At 40.8% G+C, this 21,164-nt stretch carries 19 protein-coding genes; 13 read left to right on the top strand and 6 right to left on the bottom strand.

Features of this window, described 5'->3' with window-relative positions; all coding sequences use genetic code 11:
* Positions 1 to 17 precede the first annotated feature (17 nt).
* The 3 genes from hpaD to J7E52_RS21740 all read left to right on the top strand — a co-directional run bounded on the left by hpaD (position 18) and on the right by J7E52_RS21740 (position 3,512).
* Positions 18 to 1,001 carry a 3,4-dihydroxyphenylacetate 2,3-dioxygenase gene (gene hpaD, locus J7E52_RS21730; protein WP_214750486.1) on the top strand — a complete coding sequence of 328 codons (984 nt, stop codon included), beginning with the start codon at positions 18 to 20 and terminating at the stop codon, positions 999 to 1,001.
* A 603-nt stretch (positions 1,002 to 1,604) separates the two neighbouring features.
* Entirely contained in the window at positions 1,605 to 1,943 is a 339-nt protein-coding gene (locus tag J7E52_RS21735) for a DUF485 domain-containing protein (RefSeq protein WP_214750487.1), read from the top strand.
* A 3-nt stretch (positions 1,944 to 1,946) separates the two neighbouring features.
* Positions 1,947 to 3,512 (top strand): solute symporter family protein, encoded by a 1,566-nt coding sequence (locus J7E52_RS21740; protein WP_214750488.1) that lies wholly within the window; start codon positions 1,947 to 1,949, stop codon positions 3,510 to 3,512.
* A 168-nt stretch (positions 3,513 to 3,680) separates the two neighbouring features.
* Here the strand turns inward: J7E52_RS21740 and J7E52_RS21745 are convergent, their stop codons facing one another.
* The gene (locus J7E52_RS21745) at positions 3,681 to 4,550 is read right to left on the bottom strand and encodes a LysR family transcriptional regulator (protein WP_214750489.1); all 870 of its coding nucleotides are present in this window, start codon (positions 4,548 to 4,550) and stop codon (positions 3,681 to 3,683) included.
* Positions 4,551 to 4,715: 165 nt separating this feature from the next.
* Between J7E52_RS21745 and hpaB the strand changes: the two genes are divergently transcribed.
* Positions 4,716 to 6,188, top strand: a complete 1,473-nt coding sequence (hpaB, locus tag J7E52_RS21750; RefSeq protein ID WP_214750490.1) for a 4-hydroxyphenylacetate 3-monooxygenase, oxygenase component — start codon at positions 4,716 to 4,718, stop codon at positions 6,186 to 6,188.
* 78 nt (positions 6,189 to 6,266) lie between these two features.
* On the opposite strand, the gene J7E52_RS21755 is transcribed toward hpaB, so the two are convergent.
* From J7E52_RS21755 to J7E52_RS21765, 3 genes are read right to left on the bottom strand one after another with little or no spacing between them, the layout of a single operon-like run.
* A complete protein-coding gene (locus J7E52_RS21755) occupies positions 6,267 to 6,653 on the bottom strand; it encodes a 5-carboxymethyl-2-hydroxymuconate Delta-isomerase (RefSeq protein ID WP_214750491.1) in 387 nt (128 codons plus the stop codon).
* 4 nt (positions 6,654 to 6,657) lie between these two features.
* A complete protein-coding gene (locus J7E52_RS21760; protein WP_214750492.1) occupies positions 6,658 to 7,458 on the bottom strand; it encodes a fumarylacetoacetate hydrolase family protein in 801 nt (266 codons plus the stop codon).
* On the bottom strand, positions 7,455 to 8,243 hold the full coding sequence (locus tag J7E52_RS21765; RefSeq protein ID WP_214750493.1) for a fumarylacetoacetate hydrolase family protein: 789 nt from the start codon (positions 8,241 to 8,243) through the stop codon (positions 7,455 to 7,457). Before J7E52_RS21765 ends, J7E52_RS21760 begins: the two co-directional genes overlap by 4 nt.
* A gap of 204 nt (positions 8,244 to 8,447) precedes the next feature.
* Between J7E52_RS21765 and J7E52_RS21770 the strand changes: the two genes are divergently transcribed.
* The 6 genes from J7E52_RS21770 (at position 8,448) to J7E52_RS21795 (ending at position 15,580) form a co-directional block, all read left to right on the top strand.
* A complete protein-coding gene (locus tag J7E52_RS21770; RefSeq protein WP_214750494.1) occupies positions 8,448 to 9,947 on the top strand; it encodes a 4-hydroxyphenylacetate 3-hydroxylase family protein in 1,500 nt (499 codons plus the stop codon).
* A 191-nt stretch (positions 9,948 to 10,138) separates the two neighbouring features.
* A complete protein-coding gene (locus J7E52_RS21775) occupies positions 10,139 to 11,998 on the top strand; it encodes a XylR N-terminal domain-containing protein (RefSeq protein ID WP_214750495.1) in 1,860 nt (619 codons plus the stop codon).
* Between the two features lie 257 nt (positions 11,999 to 12,255).
* Entirely contained in the window at positions 12,256 to 13,548 is a 1,293-nt protein-coding gene (asnS, locus tag J7E52_RS21780; RefSeq protein ID WP_214750496.1) for an asparagine--tRNA ligase, read from the top strand.
* A 115-nt stretch (positions 13,549 to 13,663) separates the two neighbouring features.
* Complete coding sequence (locus tag J7E52_RS21785) at positions 13,664 to 14,359, top strand: DnaD domain-containing protein (protein ID WP_214750497.1); 696 nt, start codon at positions 13,664 to 13,666, stop codon at positions 14,357 to 14,359.
* Positions 14,360 to 14,381: 22 nt separating this feature from the next.
* Positions 14,382 to 15,038 carry an endonuclease III gene (gene nth / locus J7E52_RS21790; RefSeq protein ID WP_214750498.1) on the top strand — a complete coding sequence of 219 codons (657 nt, stop codon included), beginning with the start codon at positions 14,382 to 14,384 and terminating at the stop codon, positions 15,036 to 15,038.
* A complete protein-coding gene (locus J7E52_RS21795; protein ID WP_214750499.1) occupies positions 15,035 to 15,580 on the top strand; it encodes a YpoC family protein in 546 nt (181 codons plus the stop codon). The genes nth and J7E52_RS21795 overlap by 4 nt, the downstream gene beginning before the upstream one ends.
* Before the next feature lie 33 nt (positions 15,581 to 15,613).
* Here J7E52_RS21795 and J7E52_RS21800 read toward each other — a convergent pair whose 3' ends face one another.
* Positions 15,614 to 18,361, bottom strand: coding sequence for a PBP1A family penicillin-binding protein (locus J7E52_RS21800; RefSeq protein WP_214750500.1), 2,748 nt, complete (start codon positions 18,359 to 18,361; stop codon positions 15,614 to 15,616).
* Between the two features lie 27 nt (positions 18,362 to 18,388).
* Positions 18,389 to 19,000 (bottom strand): Holliday junction resolvase RecU, encoded by a 612-nt coding sequence (recU, locus tag J7E52_RS21805; protein WP_214750501.1) that lies wholly within the window; start codon positions 18,998 to 19,000, stop codon positions 18,389 to 18,391.
* Positions 19,001 to 19,143: 143 nt separating this feature from the next.
* Here recU and J7E52_RS21810 point away from each other — a divergent pair, with 143 nt between their 5' ends.
* The 3 genes from J7E52_RS21810 to J7E52_RS21820 all read left to right on the top strand — a co-directional run bounded on the left by J7E52_RS21810 (position 19,144) and on the right by J7E52_RS21820 (position 21,159).
* Positions 19,144 to 20,091, top strand: coding sequence for a DUF2515 family protein (locus tag J7E52_RS21810; RefSeq protein ID WP_214750502.1), 948 nt, complete (start codon positions 19,144 to 19,146; stop codon positions 20,089 to 20,091).
* 354 nt (positions 20,092 to 20,445) lie between these two features.
* Complete coding sequence (locus J7E52_RS21815; protein WP_214750503.1) at positions 20,446 to 20,721, top strand: hypothetical protein; 276 nt, start codon at positions 20,446 to 20,448, stop codon at positions 20,719 to 20,721.
* Positions 20,722 to 20,790: 69 nt separating this feature from the next.
* Positions 20,791 to 21,159 (top strand): YppE family protein, encoded by a 369-nt coding sequence (locus J7E52_RS21820; protein WP_214750504.1) that lies wholly within the window; start codon positions 20,791 to 20,793, stop codon positions 21,157 to 21,159.
* The last annotated feature ends 5 nt before the right edge of the window (positions 21,160 to 21,164 follow it).

The following is a 21,164-nucleotide window of genomic DNA, read 5'->3' on the forward strand; positions in this document are numbered from 1 at the left end:
AAGAAGGGGAGAATACTATGAATTTTTCTATTATTCGTGTTGCAAGAACGATACTTAATGTAACAGATTTAGATAAATCAAGAGCCTTTTATGTGGATGCTTTAGGTTTCATTGAAACGGAAAGAACAAATGATCACATATATTTACGTGGTTTAGAGGAAGCGCATCATCACTCTCTTATCTTGCAAAAGGCAGAAAAGCCAAGCGTTGAAGCGATAGGATACAAGGTTGAAAAAGAGGAAGACCTAGAAAAATTGGAATCTTTCTTCATGTCCAAGGGAATGAAGATGAAGTGGATGAAGGAAGGAACACAGCATGCACTAGGCAAGTCGCTCCGGGTTCAGGATATTTCAGGATTGCCGGTTGAGTTTTTTAGCAAAATGGATAAAGCAGAGAGATTGCTGCAACGATTCGATATGCATAGGGGTTCAAGGGTCCAAAGGATCGATCATGTAAATTGTAGTGTAACGAATGTGCAAAGAGCCCATGATTTTTATGTGAAAGAATTAGGTTTTGCCTGCTCGGAAGATACAGTGGATGAATCGGGTCAATTATGGGCAACGTGGCTGCATAGAAAGCAAACGGTCCATGACCAGGCATTCATGAACGGACTTGGTCCAAGACTTCATCATGTAGGCTTCTTTCTGCCTGACCCCCTTGCACTTATCCATGCCTGTGATGTACTGGCATCACTAGGATATGCCCAGTCCATCGAACGCGGTCCCGGAAGGCATGGCCTATCCAATGCATTCTTCCTATATTTAAGAGACCCGGACGGTCACAGAATCGAATTATATAATGGGGATTACTTAACAGCTGACCCGGATACCGAACCGATTCATTGGGATTTGAATGATCCAAGGCGTCAGACCTTCTGGGGAGCCAAAGCTCCGGATTCATGGTTTGATGAGGCTTCTGCTGTTCTAGATATAATATCAGGTGAAGAAGTTCCTCTTGAAGAACCGATTCTGGCAAAAAGCAAGCCCGAATTCATCATCTGAAAAGAAGCGGGGGGGGGGGGGATAGGGTGAATGATTGTGCTTCCCGGCAAAACATATTGAAAATCATGATCAATTTGGAGAGGGCGGACATATATCTGTTCACCGCTTAAGGGAACAGAACTGGTGAATAGTTGATGGAAAACTGCTCGATTTTGGAAGATTTGTTTACTGAGTTCTTAATGTAACCTTTCACAAAGAAAAGGAAGAAAGATGGATTTGGATATCATTCATGTTCAGCGCCCACTTGAGTTGGCACTTACATTTCAATGATTCTCTTAAATTGGAAGGAAAGGAGATTCATATCAAATGGAAAAGTGAAAGAATAAAGAAGTCGAAAAAGATGACGGATATGCGAGCCAAGACTATTACTTAAAAGATATGGTCAAAGGAAAGGGCAGCAGTGGGAACTTACTGCTGCCCTATCTGTAAGCGTCATCGGTTAGACAAAAGGAGTACGGAGAGCTTAAGAATTGGGGATTTATACCTCTTGCAGCAAATGAGTTTGTTTGGGTTAGGGGATCGAGGGGGATATGGGCCAATAAGCAAGCGGCGGATTACTAGTACCGTCTTTGGAAAAATATAAACAAGTAGAGGTGTGAATTGATGGTTCGGTTGGAAAAAAACCTTGAAGAATCAGAACAAACTAATCTAGTGGATTATGAAAAGATTGTTGCCTCCAAAGAGTTTCAGAATATGCTTTCCGATAAAAAGAAATTCATCATCCCTTTTACAATTTTCTTTATGGGATATTCCCTGCTTTTGCCCTTCTTAGTTTTTTACACAAATATCCTGGATCACCCTTTCATAGGAGACATAACATGGGCGTGGGTGTACGGTGTCTCCATTACGGTTATGTCTGTATGGGTTTGCAGCATATATGTAAGGAAATCAGAAGGAATCGATGAACAAATAAAAGAAATCATCGAGAAAGAAGGGCTTTGAATCATGAATTGGACAGTTATTATTCTCTTTGCACTAATGTCGATAGGCACCCTTTTCATTACGTATTTCGCTTCAAAAAAAACTAAAACGGCAGGCTCTTTTTATACGGCTGGGGGCGGTTTGACCGCTAGGCAAAATGGACTTGCACTGGCCGGGGATTTTATGTCGGCATCCACGTTTTTAGGGTTGATTGGAGCATTTTCCTTAACGGGGTATGATGGATTTTTCCTGATGTATGGAGCACTTGTATCATTCCTTGTCGTGTTATTCCTAGTGGCTGAACCTTTAAGGAACTTAGGGAAATACACATTGGCTGATATGGTGACTACAAGGTTTAAATATAAACAGGTCCGGGGAGTGACCGCTTTCAATACCTTGGTGATATCAGTCATGTACATGCTGGGTCAACTTGTTGCTGCAGGTGCTTTATTTAAATTGCTTTTAGACATCCCGTATAATACCTCTGTCATCATCGTAGGTATTGTAATGTTGGTATTTGTTCTATTTGGGGGGATGACGGCGACGAGCTGGGTGCAGATCATTAAAGCCATCCTGCTGATTGGCGGAGTGTTTATATTATTCATGATCGTCATGTGGAAGTTGAATTTTAGTTTCATCGGAATTTTCACGGAAATGAAAACAGCGACACCCATGGGTGCAGATTACCTGAAGGCAGGTATTAAATATGCCAGTGGGTGGGATGCAGCTTCCTTGTCTCTGGGCCTAATTCTGGGAACGGCAGGTCTACCGCACATATTAATCCGTTTTTTGACTGTCCCGAATGCACAAGTGGCAAGGAAGTCGGTTGTTTGGGTGATGTGGATTATGGGTGCTTTTCATATCATGGTCATTTTTCTCGGATTCGGTGCTGCGAAGTTGGTTGGAACATCGAATATCATGGCCGCTAATCCAGCGGGTAACATGGCTGCACCTTTATTGGCCCAACTTGTGGGCGGGGACATCTTATTCGCCTTTATTGCGGCCGTTTCCTTTGCAACGATACTCGCAGTTGTTGCGGGAATCGTTTTAACAGGTGCTACGGCATTTTCACATGATTTTTACAATGAAATATTAAAAGATGGAAAAGCTACGGAAAAACAGCAAATGACTATGGCTAGATGGGCTTCCATTGGTGTGACTGCACTTGCAATCGTTTTATCATTAGGTCTGCAGGAATTCAATGTAGCGTTTCTGGCATCGATTGCCTTTACATTGGCCGCCAGTTCGAATTTACCAGTCATCCTTCTTACGATCTATTGGAAAAAATTCAATAAAACCGGTGCAATAGTCGGTATGATGACAGGTCTTTTTGGTACACTTTTGCTCGTGGCACTAAGTCCAAATGTCTGGAACCCGGTCCCCGGAGCCACCATTATGACAGGTGACCCGATTTTTCCTTTGAATTCACCAGGAATCGTTTCCATTCCGCTTGGGTTCCTTGCATGCTATTTGGGTGCCATGCTCGGTAACCGCAGGACTGGTTTGGAAACGGTTACAAAAGACAATTATAATGAAATCCTCGTAAAGTCCAATACCGGTCATGATGTTAAGGGTGTTTTGCGACATTGAATGATGTGCCTATAAATAAAGTGCAGGTCATCGCACTTGTGAATCGAATTTAAAAAGCAGCCATCTAGGTTGCTTTTTTTCTTTTTCATTGGAATAGAAATTCAAACCAACACCATAGATTATGAGAAGAGGTACAAATGATATGAAGGTTTAAGGATAACTGGCCATTCATTCAGAAAATGTTTCTAGAAATTTGACGGCGCCTTTGGAAAGATAGCGTTCTTCGAGCCAAATAAGGGCGGCTTCGGATTGTACTTCACAATCTATCAATTCGACAATTTTTATACCCTGGGTTGAAAACGATTTGGATGTGGTACGTGGCATGATGGTAGCGCCTATTCCCTCCTTCACTAAAGATAATATCATTGCAGCATCAGGACATTCACATAGAACCGCAGGTTCAAATCCATGTCTGAAGCACTCATCCACTATAAGTTCATAAGTACCTGGACCGCTTACCCTATGCAGCAATAAGAGGGGAAATTCCTTAATTTGTTTAAATTCGATGCAGTCTGGGATATCCCAATCATTTGGGGTGACAAGTACAAAATCTTCCGGTGGAAGGTTAACCGATGAGAATCGCTTCCCGTTAATTGGGAGTCGCACAATGGCCAACTCGATTTCCCTGTTTATTAAGCCTTCCGTCAAACGGTACGTATCTCCTTCCATTAACTTGAAGCGTATCTCAGGAAACTTTGCTCTAAAGGTTTTCATCCTTTGTGGAATGTAAGAAAAGCAAGTTTTTACTGACCCTATGGAAAGAGTGCCCTTTACCCCTTTACTGACTTCCTTCACTTCCAGAAGTGTTTCTTCAAACTGGTTCAATAGAGCTTCAGCTTTTTTATATAGGACATGGCCAGTTTCAGTGAGTTCAAGTTTCTTTCCATTCCGATCGAAAAGTTTTTCACCGATTTCCATTTCCATCAATTTAAGTTGCTGGCTAAGGGGCGGTTGAGCCATATGCAATTTTTTTGCAGCTTTTGTTACTTGTTCTTCCTGAACGATTGTCACAAAATATTTTAACTGCCGAATGTCCATTTGATACACCTCATACATATGATTTACATATACATATTGAATTTTTTAAGTATTTTATATATATCATAACACATGGTATATTTTGTTATAGAAATTAATTCAATATTTAGAATTTATTATATTGTAAGCGCTTCATTTACATTGATGCTAAAGGGGGATGCAAGCATGCCGGCTAAAACAGGTAAAGAATATATCGATAGGGTAGACAAAGCAAAGGCGAATGTATGGATAAATGGAGAGCAAGTAAAAGATAAGATCAGTCAACACCCAGCTTTTAAAGGGGTCATGAAAACACAGGCTGAATTATATGATTTGCAGCATGATTCCGCGAAAAATGACATCATGACTTATATTTCACCAACTTCAAACGAAAGAGTAGGGACCTCATTCATGCAGCCGCGGACTAAGGAAGACCTTGAAAAAAGGAGGAAAATGATTCAAGAATGGGCAAGGCATAATAATGGAATGATGGGACGTTCCCCTGACTATATCAACAGTGGGATGATGGCGTACGGTACTGCAGCGGATATGTTCGGCACTCAGGATTCGGCATTTGCAAAAAATATGAAGGATTATTATGAGCTCTGCCGGGAAGAGGATTTGTCGTTGACACATACCTTGATTCAACCCCAAGTTAATAGGGGAGTTAGTGCCGCAAAGCTTCCGGACCCTTACATCGCTGCACGGATTGCTGGCAAGAATTCAGAAGGGCTTATTATAAAGGGAGCCAGATTATTAGCTACACAAGGTGGAATAACGGATGAAATCATGGTTTTCCCTTCAACATTGCTAAAACAATCAGAAGAAGAAAACCCTTATGCATTCGCATTCTCCATACCAAATAATACACCGGGGTTGAAATTCATCTGTCGTGAATCATTCGACTATGGCAAATCACATTTTGACCATCCACTTGGTTCACGATTTGAGGAAATGGATACGATTATCGTTTTTGATGATGTAGTCGTTCCTTGGAATCGGGTATTTGCATATGGGGATGTCGGCATTTGCAACCAGGCTTATAATGAAAGCAATGCAGTTGTTCATATGACCCATCAGGTGGTATCGAAGAATATCGCCAAAACCGAGTTCATTCTGGGGATTTTGCAACTTATGGTGGAAACCATCAATATTGGGCAATACCAGCATGTTCAGGAGAAAATCTCGGAAGTCATCATAGCGCTTGAAACGCTAAAGGCTTTCATTACAGCTTCGGAGGCAAACGCGAAAGTGGATAAATGGGGAATGATGACACCTGATTTTACACCATTAAACATTGCCCGTAATTATTATCCGAAGATTTACCCTAGATTCAGTGAAATAATGCAGCTTCTTGGAGCTAGCGGCTTAATGGCGATTCCAAATGAAGCCGATTTCAATTCCGAGCTTCGACCGGATTTGGATAAATATCTTCAAGCCGCGAATGGCGGAGCCTATGACAGGGTAAAATTGTATCGTCTCGCATGGGATGTATGCATGAGTTCATTTGGATCCAGGCAAACGCTGTACGAAAGATTCTTTTTTGGAGATCCGGTCCGTATGGCGAGCGCTTTATATAACGGCTATGATAAACAGGAATATGTGGATCGTGTCAAGGAGTTCTTGAACCGCACTGAAAACCTTGCAGAAATAAACTGAGCACGGCAGCATTGGCAAAACATTTTAATTTAAAGGCCTTCCCGATGATGAGGAAGGCCTTTAAATATGAAATCTTGTTCATTTATTATATCGTTTATGGATATTATTCTTTTTATATGTGCCAAAGTCACTGAATTCCGTAAGTTCCATGGAGAGGGCAAGATACCTTTTTGAAAAGAGGGATGACAAATGGGTTTCCATCGTTTCGAAAAGTTGGTCACATACTTTGGTTTTATCACTGTCCTGGCGTCCAGCGCCAATTTTTAGTACGGCATGAACAAAGGCATCATCCTCTGTACCATCGGCAACACGATAATGCTTCAATTCAATGGCCCGGGAACGAATGCCGCCAATTGGAAAGATGGAAGGATAAGATATCAGTACATCATTCACCTTCCTTAATAAGTTGTCAATCTGGATTTCATCTTTGATATTATCCGTATATTCAATAATAATATGAGGCATGTGATTAGTCCCTTCCGTTAATTCTGGATTTTAGGTGAGGCAGATCCCCGCCTTCAGTAAATATATCGTCACCGACTATTGTGCTGACGAGTTTCCCGATACCTTCAATTTCAGTGATGATTTCATCGCCTACAGCAGTATCCGCCAATCCTTCTGGTGTGCCTGTCAATATGATATCGCCTGGTCTCAATGTCATGAAGCTGCTAAAATATTCAATTAAATCAGCAATGCTGAAAATCATGTCTTTCGTGTTGCCTTGCTGAGTCAATTTTCCGTTGACGTAGGTTTTGATGGCAAGATTCGAAGGATCTGGAATATCTTTGGCATCGACTAGCCACGGCCCAATGGGGGTGCAGGTATCGCGATTTTTGACCTTTAAGTTCGGTCGGTAGTAATTCTCCAGATAATCCCGTATTGCATAATCATTTGCGATCGTATATCCACTTACATACTTAAAGGCTTCTTCCTTTTTTATGTTCTTCGCCTTTTTTCCGATGACGACTGCCAGTTCACATTCATAATGCATATAAGCTGCATCTGCAGGCCGTCTTGTCTGTCCCCGGTGGCCGATAAAGGTATTGGGACCTTTTAAGAACGCAAGGGGTTCTTCCGGGGCTTTAAAAGCAAGCTCCTTCGCATGGTCTGCATAATTCAAGCCAAGCGCGAAGACAGTTCGTGGTTCCACCGGGGGAAGCCAGACAACATTCTGCTCATTGACAATCCGGCCATCCGCCAATTGTAGCTGGCCATGATATTCAATTGCTGGATGTATGGCACCTGCATAGGCTACACGTGCTCTCTTCATAAAATCCCCTCCAGTGACAGTTTTTCTTCGGAAATGATGGTATTTTCCAAATATCCGATTTCGTCAATTTCTATTCTGACATGATCATTGGCTTTTGCCAGCGGTGCATTCTCTGGAACTCCAACCAGAAGGACGTCACCCGTACTCAAAGTCATGAAGTCTGTTACATCCTCAATAAGGCGTGATATGGAGCGAATTAGATTTGAAGTTGAATTTTCTTGCCTTAGCTCTCCATTTATATATACACGGATTCCTAAAGAATCGGGGTTGGATATAAATTCCTTGGATACGACCCAGGGACCGATCGGGCAAAATCCATCACGGGCTTTATGGCGGATAGCAGGGCGGAAAACGCTTTCATGAGGGATGCTAATATCATTGGCAATCGTAAATCCTTCTATATAATCCAATGCATGTTCTTTCTTGACTCTTGTGGCCGTTTTACTGATTACAATTCCAAGTGCGGCCCCGATTTCCAATTCAGGTATGCTGTTTGGAAGGGGAACTGGATTTGAAAAAGAGGAAAACGTGTTTCTAGGTTTAATATAAAGGATCGGCCCTTTAGGAGGTTCATTATAGGGAGGATGGTCGAACTTTCCCTTCAATCCTTCCAATGATCCTTTATAGTTTAATAATGTTCCATATACCGTTCCAGAAATAGGGTTATCCAACTTTATTTGTGATACCTCATACTTATTACCGTCCATTAATATATAGCGGTTCGACAGTATTTCGATTTCTTCGGAATAATCTGACTTTTGGAGCTTCACCCTTGCTTTTTTCATGGACACTCACCCCTTGATTTTTTATTAATCATATATGATATCGTATATGATTTTTTGCTTAAGTTCAACAAATTTAGATTATTCAGTATAATTAGACAAAAAATGTTAGAAAAAAGATTGGTTTCAACAGAAAAATGCCTTGAACATTTAGTTAGTATGAAGCTAGGAATTCAAATTGAAAGAATGTGAATGGGGGATGTTCCAATGATGAATGGCAAAGAGTATTTAGAAAGTTTACGAGATGGAAGAACTGTATTCTTGAACGGCGATAAGGTAGATGATGTGACGACACACCCGGCATATCGCAATTCTGCCAGATCAATTGCCCAACTATATGATGCTCTCCATGATCCGGTAAGTGCACGGATTTTAACGGCCAGGACAGATGCAGGCCATACTACCCATAAGTTTTTCAAGGCTTCAAAGAACGCAACAGAGCTGCTTGAAGCAAGGGATGCCATAGCACAATGGTCAAAATTGAGCTATGGTTTCATGGGTCGTACGCCTGATTACAAAGCTGCTTTTACAGGATCATTGGGACCGTATAGCGATTTTTATAAGGGATTTGAAGATAATGCGAAAAGATGGTATGAAAAAACCACAAGGGACGTTCCCTTCTGTAACCATACAATTATAAATCCGGCAATGGATAGGAATAAACCGCTACATGAAAATAAAGAGGTTTTTGTGCGTACTGTAGAAGAACGGGATGATGGAATAACCGTAAGCGGAGCCAAAATGGTTGGAACTTCTGCAGCTCTTACGAATTACAATTTTGTCGCGAATTATTCTCCTGTCGATCTTGGGGAAGGAGATAGAAGCCATGCATTGATTTTCTTTGTGCCGATGAATGCGCCGGGATTAAAAATGATCAGCAGACAGTCTTTTGAAGAAACGGCTGCCAAGACAGGCACTCCTTTCGATTACCCGCTTTCAAGCCGGTTCGACGAAAATGACGCAGTCATCGTCCTAGATCATGTTTTCATCCCATGGGAGAATGTATTCGCCTATAATAATGTGGAAATTGCCAATGGATTTAGATCCAAGACTGGGTGGATGAACCGATATACATTTCATGGCTGTACACGCTATGCGGTGAAATTGGACTTTATGGCTGGGCTTCTAATGAAGGCTACGGAAATGGCAGGAACGAATCAATTTAGGGGAGTTCAAGCCAATATCGGGGAAGTGCTTGCTTACAGGAATATGTTTTGGGCAATCTCGACAGCGATGGCTGCAGATCCGATGGAAGGGCCCAATGGCACCGTTCTGCCCAATAGCACATACGCAACTGCATATAGGGTGTTCGCACCTATGGTTTGGCCAAAGGTGAAACAGATATTTGAACAGGTTGTAGCAGGTAATCTCATTCAACTCCCATCAAGCTCCAAAGATTTTTTAAACCCTGAGGTCCGTCCGTATCTCGATAAATATTATAAGGGTTCAGGCGGGGTTTCGGCTGTGGAAAGGGTAAAACTGATGAAACTTATATGGGATTCCATCGGAACGGAATTTGGTGGAAGGAATGAGTTATATGAAATCAATTATGCGGGTAACCATGAAAATATTAGGCTTGAAACCATGAAAATGGCAGATTCAAATGGACAATCGGATAAATTCAAAGCTTTTGTGGACTCGGCAATGGACGATTATGACCTTCATGGCTGGACAAATGATAAGTGGATAAATGAAGATGAAGATTAATGCATTGATGCTGATTTGATCCAGCTCTGAATGAATTAATCTGATTAAGAAAACGTGAAAAAGAAATGTTTGTATCGGACTCCCACCGGCCTTTCCACCACTGCGTGATATGAATGCGTTTACATTTTATCTTGATAGGTAAGGTGTGGAAAAAGTATAATATTATGTAAAAGGAAAGCCCAGGGGGAATCATGACGAATCTTTTGAATCTTAAGAATGATAAAGGTGAAATTCATTTAAATGATGAGAGGATGATCCTGACTTCCTCTTCAATTTTCGGTACCCTAAGAAAAGATTTGATCGAAAATATTGGATTTGAAAGGATGAAGTCTTTTTTAATACGTTATGGCTGGAATATCGGAGTCAATGATGCTAAAAAGGCACTAAAAGGGAATTTGTCAACGGTTAAGGAAATACTGAGGCAAGGGCCCATTTTACATATGCTGCAGGGTTATACAAAAGTTAATACTACGAAACTGGAATTATCAATGCATAATCAAACGGATGTACACTCTGTGAAGGTGGAAGGGGTTTGGGTGAATTCCTATGAGGCAGAGGAACATATCACCCAGACAGGCATCGCAAAAAAGCCAGTCTGTTATACATTGACGGGTTATGCAAGTGGATTTTATTCAACGGTCTGCGGTCATGAAGTGATTTTTAAGGAAAGTGCCTGTAAGGGAGCAGGCCAATTAGAGTGTATATACGAAGGTAAATCGATACATTTATGGGGCATGGAGATTCAGGATGAGTTGAAATATTATAAAAGCAAACCGATTGTTCAAGAGCTTGCCGTGACATATGAAAAGCTGCTGGAGGAACGCAATAGTTTGTCAAAAGTGATGGATATTCATAATTTGCTGACAGAAGAGTTAATTAACGGAAGAAGCCTTCAATCGATTGTGAGGACGGTTTATCAGAAAACGAAACTACCTTTGTTGATGGAGGACTTCAATAGCAATCAGGTTTATCATGCCGGGTTTCACAAAGGGAAGGTAAGGGAAGTCAGGAATCAGCTCAAACTAATGAGGGAAAATGGTCCTGTCACATTGGAGACCGGAAGAATCGTAAAAGATGGGATGGAGCTGCTTTATACTCCCATTACGTTACAAAATAAAACGTACGGCTATTGTGTTTTTGTGCAATCGGATCGGGTCGAAGGAAAAACGAACCTGGAAATCAATCGAATGATTCTTGAAAGGGTGTCCATGACTGGTTCCTTATTCCTCTTAAATGAAAAAAGCAGTTTTGAAGTCCTTGAAAGGGTAAAAGGTTTATTTCTTGAACAAATATTAAACGGAGAGTTTGCTTCCAGGGAAGAAATAATCAAAAAAAGCATGTATTTAGACGTTTCATTGGATCATCCTTTCACCATTGCGGTGCTGGGCTATGGTTTTTCCTCCGATCGGGGGACAGAGGATGACTATTTCATTCAGCAGAAAATCATCGAAGAGGTTTATAGTTTCTTTAAAAAGCGGAATCAAGTTGTCTTAACAGCCTTAAGGGATGGCAATATCGTATTGCTTATACCACTGAGCCCTGGAAATGAATTCCAATTCCGCACCAAGGAATGCATCAATCACTTATACACTGTTTTTAGCGGATATAACTTTAAAATGGGACTTGGCACTATAAGTGATGAATTGGAACGGGCTCACGAAGTTTTTCAAGAAGCTTTAACCGCATTGAATATGAATGAAGGAACTCGGGATATTATCCAATTTGAAGAAGTAGATCTGCTCTCCATTTTAATGCATACGGGAAGTACTCCAGCGGTCCTGCAAAAAGCAGAGAAAATGCTGGGTCCTTTATTGATGAAAGATGATCCAAAAATGAATGAATTATTGAAAACGCTTTATGTATTTCTGCAATGCGGTGGAAATCTTGAATGCAGTATGAAAGAATTGAACATTTCAATGAGTGGTTTACGCTATCGGATCAAAAGACTTGAAGAGCTGCTTTCCTGCCAAATAAGAAATCCTAAAAGCGCTTTTCAATTATATGCATCATTTGAAACCTTGTTAAAGGCGAAAATGATTACCATTGGTTGATTGGATTCAATCCTTTGTTAAAATTGAAATGTCGATCGATACATATACCCAGATGATTTTACTGTAAAAAGCAAGGGTATTAGTGAAAATTAATCCACCATACAATCTGGTGAGTACACTCCAAAACATAATAAAGAGTGATAGAAAAGGCATGGAAGTTCCGCTTCAATTGATTTATTTGCTTGTAAGCAGGGCTATGGGTATAATAAGTAGAGTAAATTCCTTAGTAAGTTAAGCTATTTTTGGAGGTAAATTCCGTGAAAATTACAATAAAAGATGCTAGCAAATTCGTCGATCAAGAAGTTACCATTGGAGGCTGGCTTGCCAGCAAACGTTCCAGTGGGAAAATTGCTTTCCTTCAAATCCGTGATGGCTCGGGTTTCATTCAAGGTGTGGTCGTGAAAGCTGATGTGGGTGAAGAAATTTTCGCTCGTGCGAAATCGGTTTCGCAAGAGTCTTCCTTGTATGTAACAGGTGTCATTCAAAAGGATGAACGCTCGCCGTTCGGTTTTGAGTTACAGGTGAAAGATATTGAAATCATTCATGAATCATTGGATTATCCCATTACACCTAAAGCGCATGGTCCTGAATTCTTAATGGACAACCGCCATTTGTGGCTGCGTTCAAAACGGCAGCATGCAGTCATGAAGATCCGGAATGAAATAATCCGTGCTACATATGAATTCTTTAATGAAGAAGGTTTCGTTAAAGTGGATCCCCCAATTTTAACTGGAAGCGCACCAGAGGGAACGAGTGAATTGTTCGCTACCAAGTACTTTGATGAGGATGCATACCTTTCACAAAGTGGCCAGCTCTATATGGAAGCGGCTGCCATGGCACTTGGGAAGGTATTTTCATTTGGTCCTACCTTCAGGGCAGAAAAATCCAAAACAAGACGACATTTAATCGAGTTCTGGATGATTGAACCAGAAATGGCTTTTATCGAGTTTAAAGAAAACCTGGAGGTTCAGGAGCAATTCGTTTCTTACATCGTCCAATCCGTATTGAAAAACTGTCAGCTTGAGTTGAATACACTGGGCCGTGACACAGCGAAGCTTGAACAAATTCAAGCTCCTTTCCCGCGTATTACATATGATGAAGCCATTAAGTTCCTTCATGAGCAAGGGTTTGATGATATCCAATGGGGTGATGATTTTGGAGCTCCGCACGAAACTGCGATAGCGGAAAGTTATGATAAGCCCGTTTTCATAACTCATTACCCAACCAAAATCAAACCTTTTTATATGCAGCCAGACCCTGACAGGGAAGAAGTCGTTCTTTGTGCCGATTTAATCGCTCCAGAAGGATATGGAGAAATAATTGGCGGTTCAGAGCGGATTCATGATCAGGAATTGCTTGAGCAGAGAATCAATGAGCATGGCTTGAGCGAAGATGCTTACAAATGGTATATGGAATTAAGAAAATATGGCTCTGTACCGCATTCAGGCTTCGGTTTGGGATTAGAACGCACCGTGGCATGGATCAGTGGAGTCGAGCATGTCCGTGAAACCATCCCGTTCCCACGTCTATTAAATCGATTATATCCTTGATTCCGTAATGAAGCGGTTATTTGCCATTTTTGGCAGATAACCGTTTTTTGTTAAAATTATAAACTTATTCGGGGAGCCTTATTCATGTTATACTTAACCAGAGGTGTCCAAAAACATGAATAAAGAACATTTATATGCGTGGTTTAAGGAAGGAACGATAACGATTCCATCCTTTTTGCTGACTAACTATAGTACAATGGGACTGAATGAACAAGAAATGGTCCTATTATTACAATTGCAAAGCTTCATCGATAAAGGTAACCATTTCCCTGCACCATCCCAACTTTCTGACCGAATGACATTACAGGAAACGGAATGTCTATTCTTGATCCAGCGTTTGGTCCAAAGGGGATTTATTGAAATGATGGTTGAGGAGAGCCAAGAATTCGGACAGGAAAAATACTCGTTGTCTCCTCTTTATGAAAAAATGATGGACTGTTTCTTGAAAACTTTGAAACAGACAGAGTCTGCTGAAATCCAAAAATCGGGGGAGAGCCTTTATACGATTTTTGAACAAGAGTTCGGCCGCCCTTTATCTCCATATGAATGTGAGACATTGGCAATGTGGATGGAGGACGACCATCAACCTGAAATCATTAAGTCAGCTCTGAGGGAGTCTGTCATTTCCGGTAAATTGAATTTCCGGTATATTGATCGAATTTTATTCGAGTGGAAAAAGAATGGAATTAAAACCTTGGAACAGGCAAGGGCGCAAGGACAAAAATTTAGAGTTCACCAAAAGAGGGACCGAAAGACGGAAACTGCACAACCATTGAAAGATGTGCCTTTCTATAATTGGCTCGAGCAGTAATGTAAATTGAAGGAGAACCAATATGTTGAATAAAGCTCAAATTCGATATTGTCTGGATACGATGGGTGAAATGTTTCCGAATGCCCATTGTGAGCTGAATCACTCCAATCCATTTGAATTGGTGATTGCTGTTGCCCTATCAGCTCAGTGTACGGATGTATTAGTCAATAAAGTGACGAAGGATTTATTTCAAAAATATAAAACGCCTGAGGATTACATAAGCGTTCCGTTAGAAGAGCTGGAAAATGACATTCGCTCAATCGGTTTGTTTCGTAACAAGGCTAAGAACATACAAAAGTTGTCGCGCATGCTGATCGAAGAATACGGTAAGGAAGTTCCCAGAGATCGTGATGAGCTTGTTAAATTACCTGGCGTTGGCAGAAAGACGGCGAATGTAGTCGTATCCGTTGCTTTTGATGTGCCAGCGATTGCTGTGGATACCCATGTAGAGCGTGTTTCCAAGCGCTTGGGATTATGCCGTTGGAAGGATAGTGTCCTCGATGTTGAGAAAACGTTGATGGCTAAGATACCAAAGGATGAATGGTCCGTTACGCATCACCGCCTGATATTCTTTGGACGCTATCATTGCAAGGCCCAGTCACCAAGATGTGAAACCTGCCCGCTTCTTGAATTATGCCGTGAAGGAAAAAAAAGAATGAAAAGGAAAGAAGCCAATTGACGCAGTCCATATCATTAAAAGTCCCTGAAGAATTGGACCACCCTTTGTTTTTTCCTGAAAAGGAAACCATCTTGGAAAAAAAGCGATATGCAGGTTGGAGTGGAACGATCCCATTCGAGGCTTTCCCGTATGAGTTACTTTATTATAATAATGTAGAGGTGTATGCTCCTTGGACTAAGGGGGCAATGCATATAAATGAACTGCTGGAAAAATGGAAGGAAATTGATTCAGAATGCAGTTTGCTATTTTCCGAGCGAAAAGTGGGACAGACATTGGGACTCATGAAGCAGGGTATAGGCTTATTTTTAACTGCGGTCTTCTGGATGCATGGAAAGCCAGTGGTATTGAGTGATTTCCGTGCAAAAATGGAATCCTTTACCAATATTCCGGTGAACCTGATTGAAAGGCTTTCTTTCATTCTTGCTAAACCCGCTTTTTTTCATTCTTATAGACAGCTTAGTGAGTTGTTCCGAGAATTTGAAAAGCAATATGTGAAGTTCATGATCAAAAATAAGAAGAGCCAAAAAAAACGTCTAAGCTAAAAGCTTAGACGTTTTTTTTCAATCTTTATATATTTATTCCGTATCTTGGTTTGGATCTGGATCCGGGTTAGGGTCAGGGGTCTCGACTGGTATTTCCTCTTCTACCGTACCAGGGTCAGTGGCATCATCCCCGCCTTCGACGTCCTCATCTCCATTATTGCCATTTCCATCATCAGTGTTGTTGCCATTTCCATTTCCATTTCCATTTCCATTTCCATTATTATCATTGTTGCCATTTCCATTATTGCCGTTATTGCTGTTATTTTCGTTATTACCATTATTGCCGTTTTCGCCATTGTTATTTTTGTCTTCGTCTTGATTATCTTCTTCGCCTTCAGCAGGTGTTTCTTGCTCAGTATCTTCACCTTCGGCCGGATCTTCAATCTCCTCGTCCTCAGTATCCTCAGGGACTTCCGCTACAGCAGGTATTTTGACTGATGTACTCGCAGGATCACTTTGTTGGTTATCCACTAAAGCTACCACTGAGAAAGTATATTTACTTCCAGGGGTTGGATTAGGGATCGTTAAACTAGTATCCTTCGATTTTTTTAATACGCTCTGTGCTCCGCCATCAACGGACATCTTAACCTCGAATTGGGTATTACCTTTAGGATGTGACCATGATAGATTGATTTCATTGCTTTCCTGGTTGTAAGAAGCGTTAATGCCAGGTGAGTCGATTTTTTCATATTCTGTCGTCACTTGTGTTGGCTCGTGACCTTTTACATAATATTCATAAGTGATTTTACTGCTTGGTGTATATTCATTGGCTTTGACAGCTGGATTTGAACCTTTGATGACTCCAACCTTCACAACACTATCAGGTTGATCAAAGTCCTTCGTTTCTTTTGATTGAGCCATATGTTCCATTAAATTCTTAAAGATGGATTTAGGGATCCTTTGAGATGATTCACCCAGATATTCCATTTGCTCACCAGATGCATTATCATAACCAGCCCAAACCGCGACTGTATAATTGGTTGTATAACCTGCCATCCAGCTATCTTTTACACCGGAAGATGGGATGTTGTTCTTTGCACGCTGTTCAGGCGTGAAATTGGTTGACCCCGTTTTACCGGCTACCGGGAGACTAGGTATATTGGCTAACCTTCCTGTTCCATAAGCTTCTTTCATGACGCTTTTCAACATATCCGTCACGATGAAAGCTGTGGAATCTTTCATGACCGGTTTTGATTCCGTCTTGTTTTTGATGGTTGTTTTATCACGTAAAACAATCTTTTTCACACTATGCGGTTCATTATAAATACCGTTGTTTCCGAATGAACTGTATGCACCGGCAAGTTCAAGTGTAGAAACATCCTTACCGCCGCCCAATGCTGCAGCTTCGGTGATTTCCTTGTCAAAAGGAATGCCAAGGTCAGTGGCAAAATCACGTGCCCGGTCCAAGCCGACTGCTTGAAGCGTTTTTAAAGCAGGAATATTTAATGAACGTGCCAGTGCTTCGCGAGTCGTTACAGTACCATAATGTCGTCCGGAAGCATTTTTAAGCGGTGTTCCATCACTGTAAGTATATTCCTCATCCTTGATTTGATGGTAGGTGGACCAATTTAAATATTCTACGGCAGGACCATAATCCAGAATAGGCTTAATGGTCGAACCAGGTGATCGCTTGGCATCCGTTGCATAATTCCAGCCGCGTTTAACCGTCGTGTTCCTGCCGCCGCCCACTGCTTTAATTTCACCAGTTTCTGTATCGAGTAATGTGACTCCGGCTTGGAGATCTTCACTTGGATAATTGATGATTTCATCACTATTCAACATGTTATAGACATATTCTTGGGCATCTTTATCAATGGTCGTTTGGATTTCCAAACCATCGGTAAAGACGTTATAGTCACCCATATCCCCGACTTCCTCAATTACCAAATCGATGAATGCATCGTATGCGGTCGTATCGATTTGGCTCTTATCGATTTCTTGAAGTCCTTCTGTTATATCGATGCTTTGTGCATTTTTCATTTCCGTTTCGGTGATATATCCATGTTTATTCATTAAGTGCAGAACAATATCACGGCGTTCTTTCGCACGTTCAGGGTATTTATATGGGTCATACCTGCTTGGACTTTGCGGTAATCCTACAAGCATGGCCGCTTCGTTCAATTTCAATTCGTTAAGATCTTTTCCATAATAAGTTTGCGATGCAGTTAAGATCCCGTTTGCGCGGTTTGCAAAGAAAATCTTATTCACATACATTTCGAAAATTTCTTCTTTTGTATATTTTCTTTCAAGCTGTATGGATAGCCACATTTCCTGGACTTTCCTCTTAATGGTCTTATCAGGTGTTAAATAAGAACGCTTGATAACCTGCTGGGTCAATGTACTTGCACCCTCTGAGCCGAATCCGTTTTTGAAGTTCGCTATGACGGCACTGCCCAGACGTAAGAAATCGACCCCGTGGTGTTCATAAAAGCGTGAATCTTCCGTTGCCAGGAAAGCTTCTTCGACAAGATCGGGTATGTCTTCATAATTTACATAATCCCGGTTTTCCTTTCCGATTTCAGCTAGCAATTTACCATTTTCATCGAGAATCTTGGATGTGACCGGATCTTTCAAAAGCTTTTCGTCAAGTTCTGGAGCGTCGCTTATAAAGTAAGCCATTGCAGCTCCTCCTGCAACCAGGCCTATTATTCCGATTGTAACAAGTATAAGGAAAATTCGCTTAAGCATATTGGTTGGCTTTTTAGGACCTTTTTTCTGTTCCTTTTTTTGAGTCTGCCCCTGCTTTCGGCGTTCTTCTCTAGTATTATATTTTTCAGCCATTACAGCTAACCTGCCTTTCTAAAAAAACTAAAAATTTTCTGCGATGAGCGAATCTACTACTTTAATATAGTCAATTCTCGGTTGAAAGCCAAGAGTAATCTTTCGTGAACTGCTTTCAACCTCTTGAAGAGTTATAGATTTGCGTCCGCCTTCTTTCATTCTCTTCCAATAAAAACTCAGTTGTTCAGAACTCATTACATATATATCATCCATTGCGGAAAACCGGATGATGACAAATGCAATTCCGTCTTGCTGAACGATATTTTTCATATGCTCAATTTGATGGTCATGAAAATTTTTCAGAGGGAACGAACTGCTGTTTTTCGTTTCCTTTGCCTCAAAATCAATGTACTTTCCTTTATAAACACCATTGTAATCCGTGGTCGATGCTTGTTTGAAATAAGCTTCTTTAATGACTGCAGCACTTCTTTTCGGATAGTGGACATCGACAATTTGAATGGGTGTCGGTTTTTTATGGATGACGGCAATGCCGTGTGCTAAATAATACTGATTGGTTTCGTTCAAATCGTCTTCCAATGTTTTACCCCGGTTGCTGTAACTGATTTTTTTTAGTGGGCTTTTCTTTTCTTCCATAGCCTGCGGTACAAATCTTCGCCCGTTGGGATAATGAAATGCCACTTTTACCCCTCCTTTTTTTCACTTATCTATATTAGCAAAAAAAGAATCCAAAATGTGAATAAAAAGAATTGTTTCTTAGAACGATAGGATTTATGTACAACTATATGTCACAATTCATCGCTATAGAAAGGCTGGACACATAGATGCAAATGTTAAAGATGGAAATGCAATTGCTCCATTCCATAAAAGCCCAAACCGCTAAAGGGAATAGGGATAATATTTCAAGGACGAAGGCATATGAACAATTTTTCAAAATGCATCCCGAAATACAATGGTCTTTTTTAGCGGGGATGGTTTCTAGAAATGCAGGCTGGAATATGTGTGATCTTAAAGGGATTTGGTTTTCCCATTTGCTTGGCCTGAAATACAGGCATCTCTTATTCCTGACGTATGAAGAAGCCAACTGGAGAATATTCCAAGATGCTTATCCGCAATTACTTCTCTATCATTATTCGACGAAATATGGACGTCCTTTGTTTCACTTATGTCATTATTTTTTTATTACCAAATTCATGACGAACGAATGGTATTCCTTTTGGAAACATGGAAATCGGGAAAAATTAGTCACTGCGCTTATCATAAATGAACAAAACATCATAGAAGAACCGGTTATTAAAAAGCAATCTTTCGTATTTCATTCTTTATTATTTTTCCTGCAGGACTGGATGCATTTTAGCACCGTTTTATTTCCTACTTGCAATGGAGAACTGTATGGCTCGTCCGTTTCGCATTTTAGAAATATTGATAAAAGGATTGAATTGGGGAAAAGGTTGGCCGGCCTTTTATTTTCTGAAGATTTGTTTCCGCTATTTTATGAATTTTCCTGCAGGACTGAACCAACGGGGGCCAGATATGATTATGAACAATATCGAAAAAATCCTAGGTACCATGAAACCCCGATGCTGAGGGGAGTATATCCATTGATTCATCATCAAGCAGGAAAGACAGATCAATGGGATATGAAAAAAAAGGTTAAAAAAAAATGGTTCATTGAACCCAAATGGGAAGAAGACCCGCATTTGACCGAATGGTATGACCATAAACAAAAGCAGCTGCACACGGCAGCGATGATCAAAAATTGGATTTTATAATCGCAAACAGGGAAGGCGTCGCATATGCCTTCCCTGTTTATCGGTAGTATTTATGTCTTACGTAGAGGGGCGGTTTTCTCCACTAAGCTTCGGGTTTCCCATTCCTGCCTTTTTAGTGGGCGGCTTTTGTCGTTTTTCGTTTTTTTGCTGTCTGCTTTCATTCGACTGCATAAAATCACCTCCTGTCTGTATTCTTGTTTAAAACTTCATTCTTCATTCTGCCATTGTTGTCGAAGGGCATAATAAATTAAGTGAATTGCACTTTCTTTGCCGATTCCCTTCTAGTTTTGTCAGTCATGAAGGGCTTTCTGATAAAAAAAAGAATAGTACAGGTAAAGAATGGGAGGGATCAGCATGGTCAATAAAAGTGTCGCAACAGAGGAGATATTAAGGATGATAGCTGAGATCAGTACCAGCCTGGATCGTTTGGAAATTTCATATGGGGAAACTGTAAATACAGTGCGGTGCAAACTATGGGCGGAGCAATATACTTTAGTTAATGAAGCCCAGGAAGCCATTGAGAAAGCCGAGGATTATTGGGTAAATGCTGAAGGTGCAAACCATTCCTTTTCCATTGTCCCGAAAAAAACAATAATAAAGCACAAGGTTTTCACTGAATTGCACGTATAAGCCAGAGGAATATCATTTTATAATGAACTGGATTATACTAAGGGAAACAAATGTGCGGAGGAATATATTGTGCAAAAAGAAAAACTGCAGCTATTAACAGAACAATTAATAAAATTCACGGACCAAGCTGATGATATCTATGAGGGTGTACGGAAGGAAGGAAAGGAAAAGGATTTCTTTTCGGAAGTCAAGCCGTTTGCAGATCAGGTCGGGACCGCATGCATCGAATGGGAAACCGGAATGAAGGAGTGGATGAAAGAAACCGAATTTAGGCATCTTTTCCCCGAGCAAATCGAACAAACCGCCCATAACCTTTCTGATGTGGCCGTACAGGCATTTTTTCCTAAAACAAGTTATAAGCGATTTAAAAGCCATGTTCAATCGGTCGAATTCATCCTAAATAATGTAAGAACGGAAATCAATCGGATTTTATCATAAAAACA

This window comes from Bacillus sp. ISL-34 (assembly GCF_018613325.1).
GTDB lineage: Bacteria > Bacillota > Bacilli > Bacillales > DSM-1321 > Peribacillus.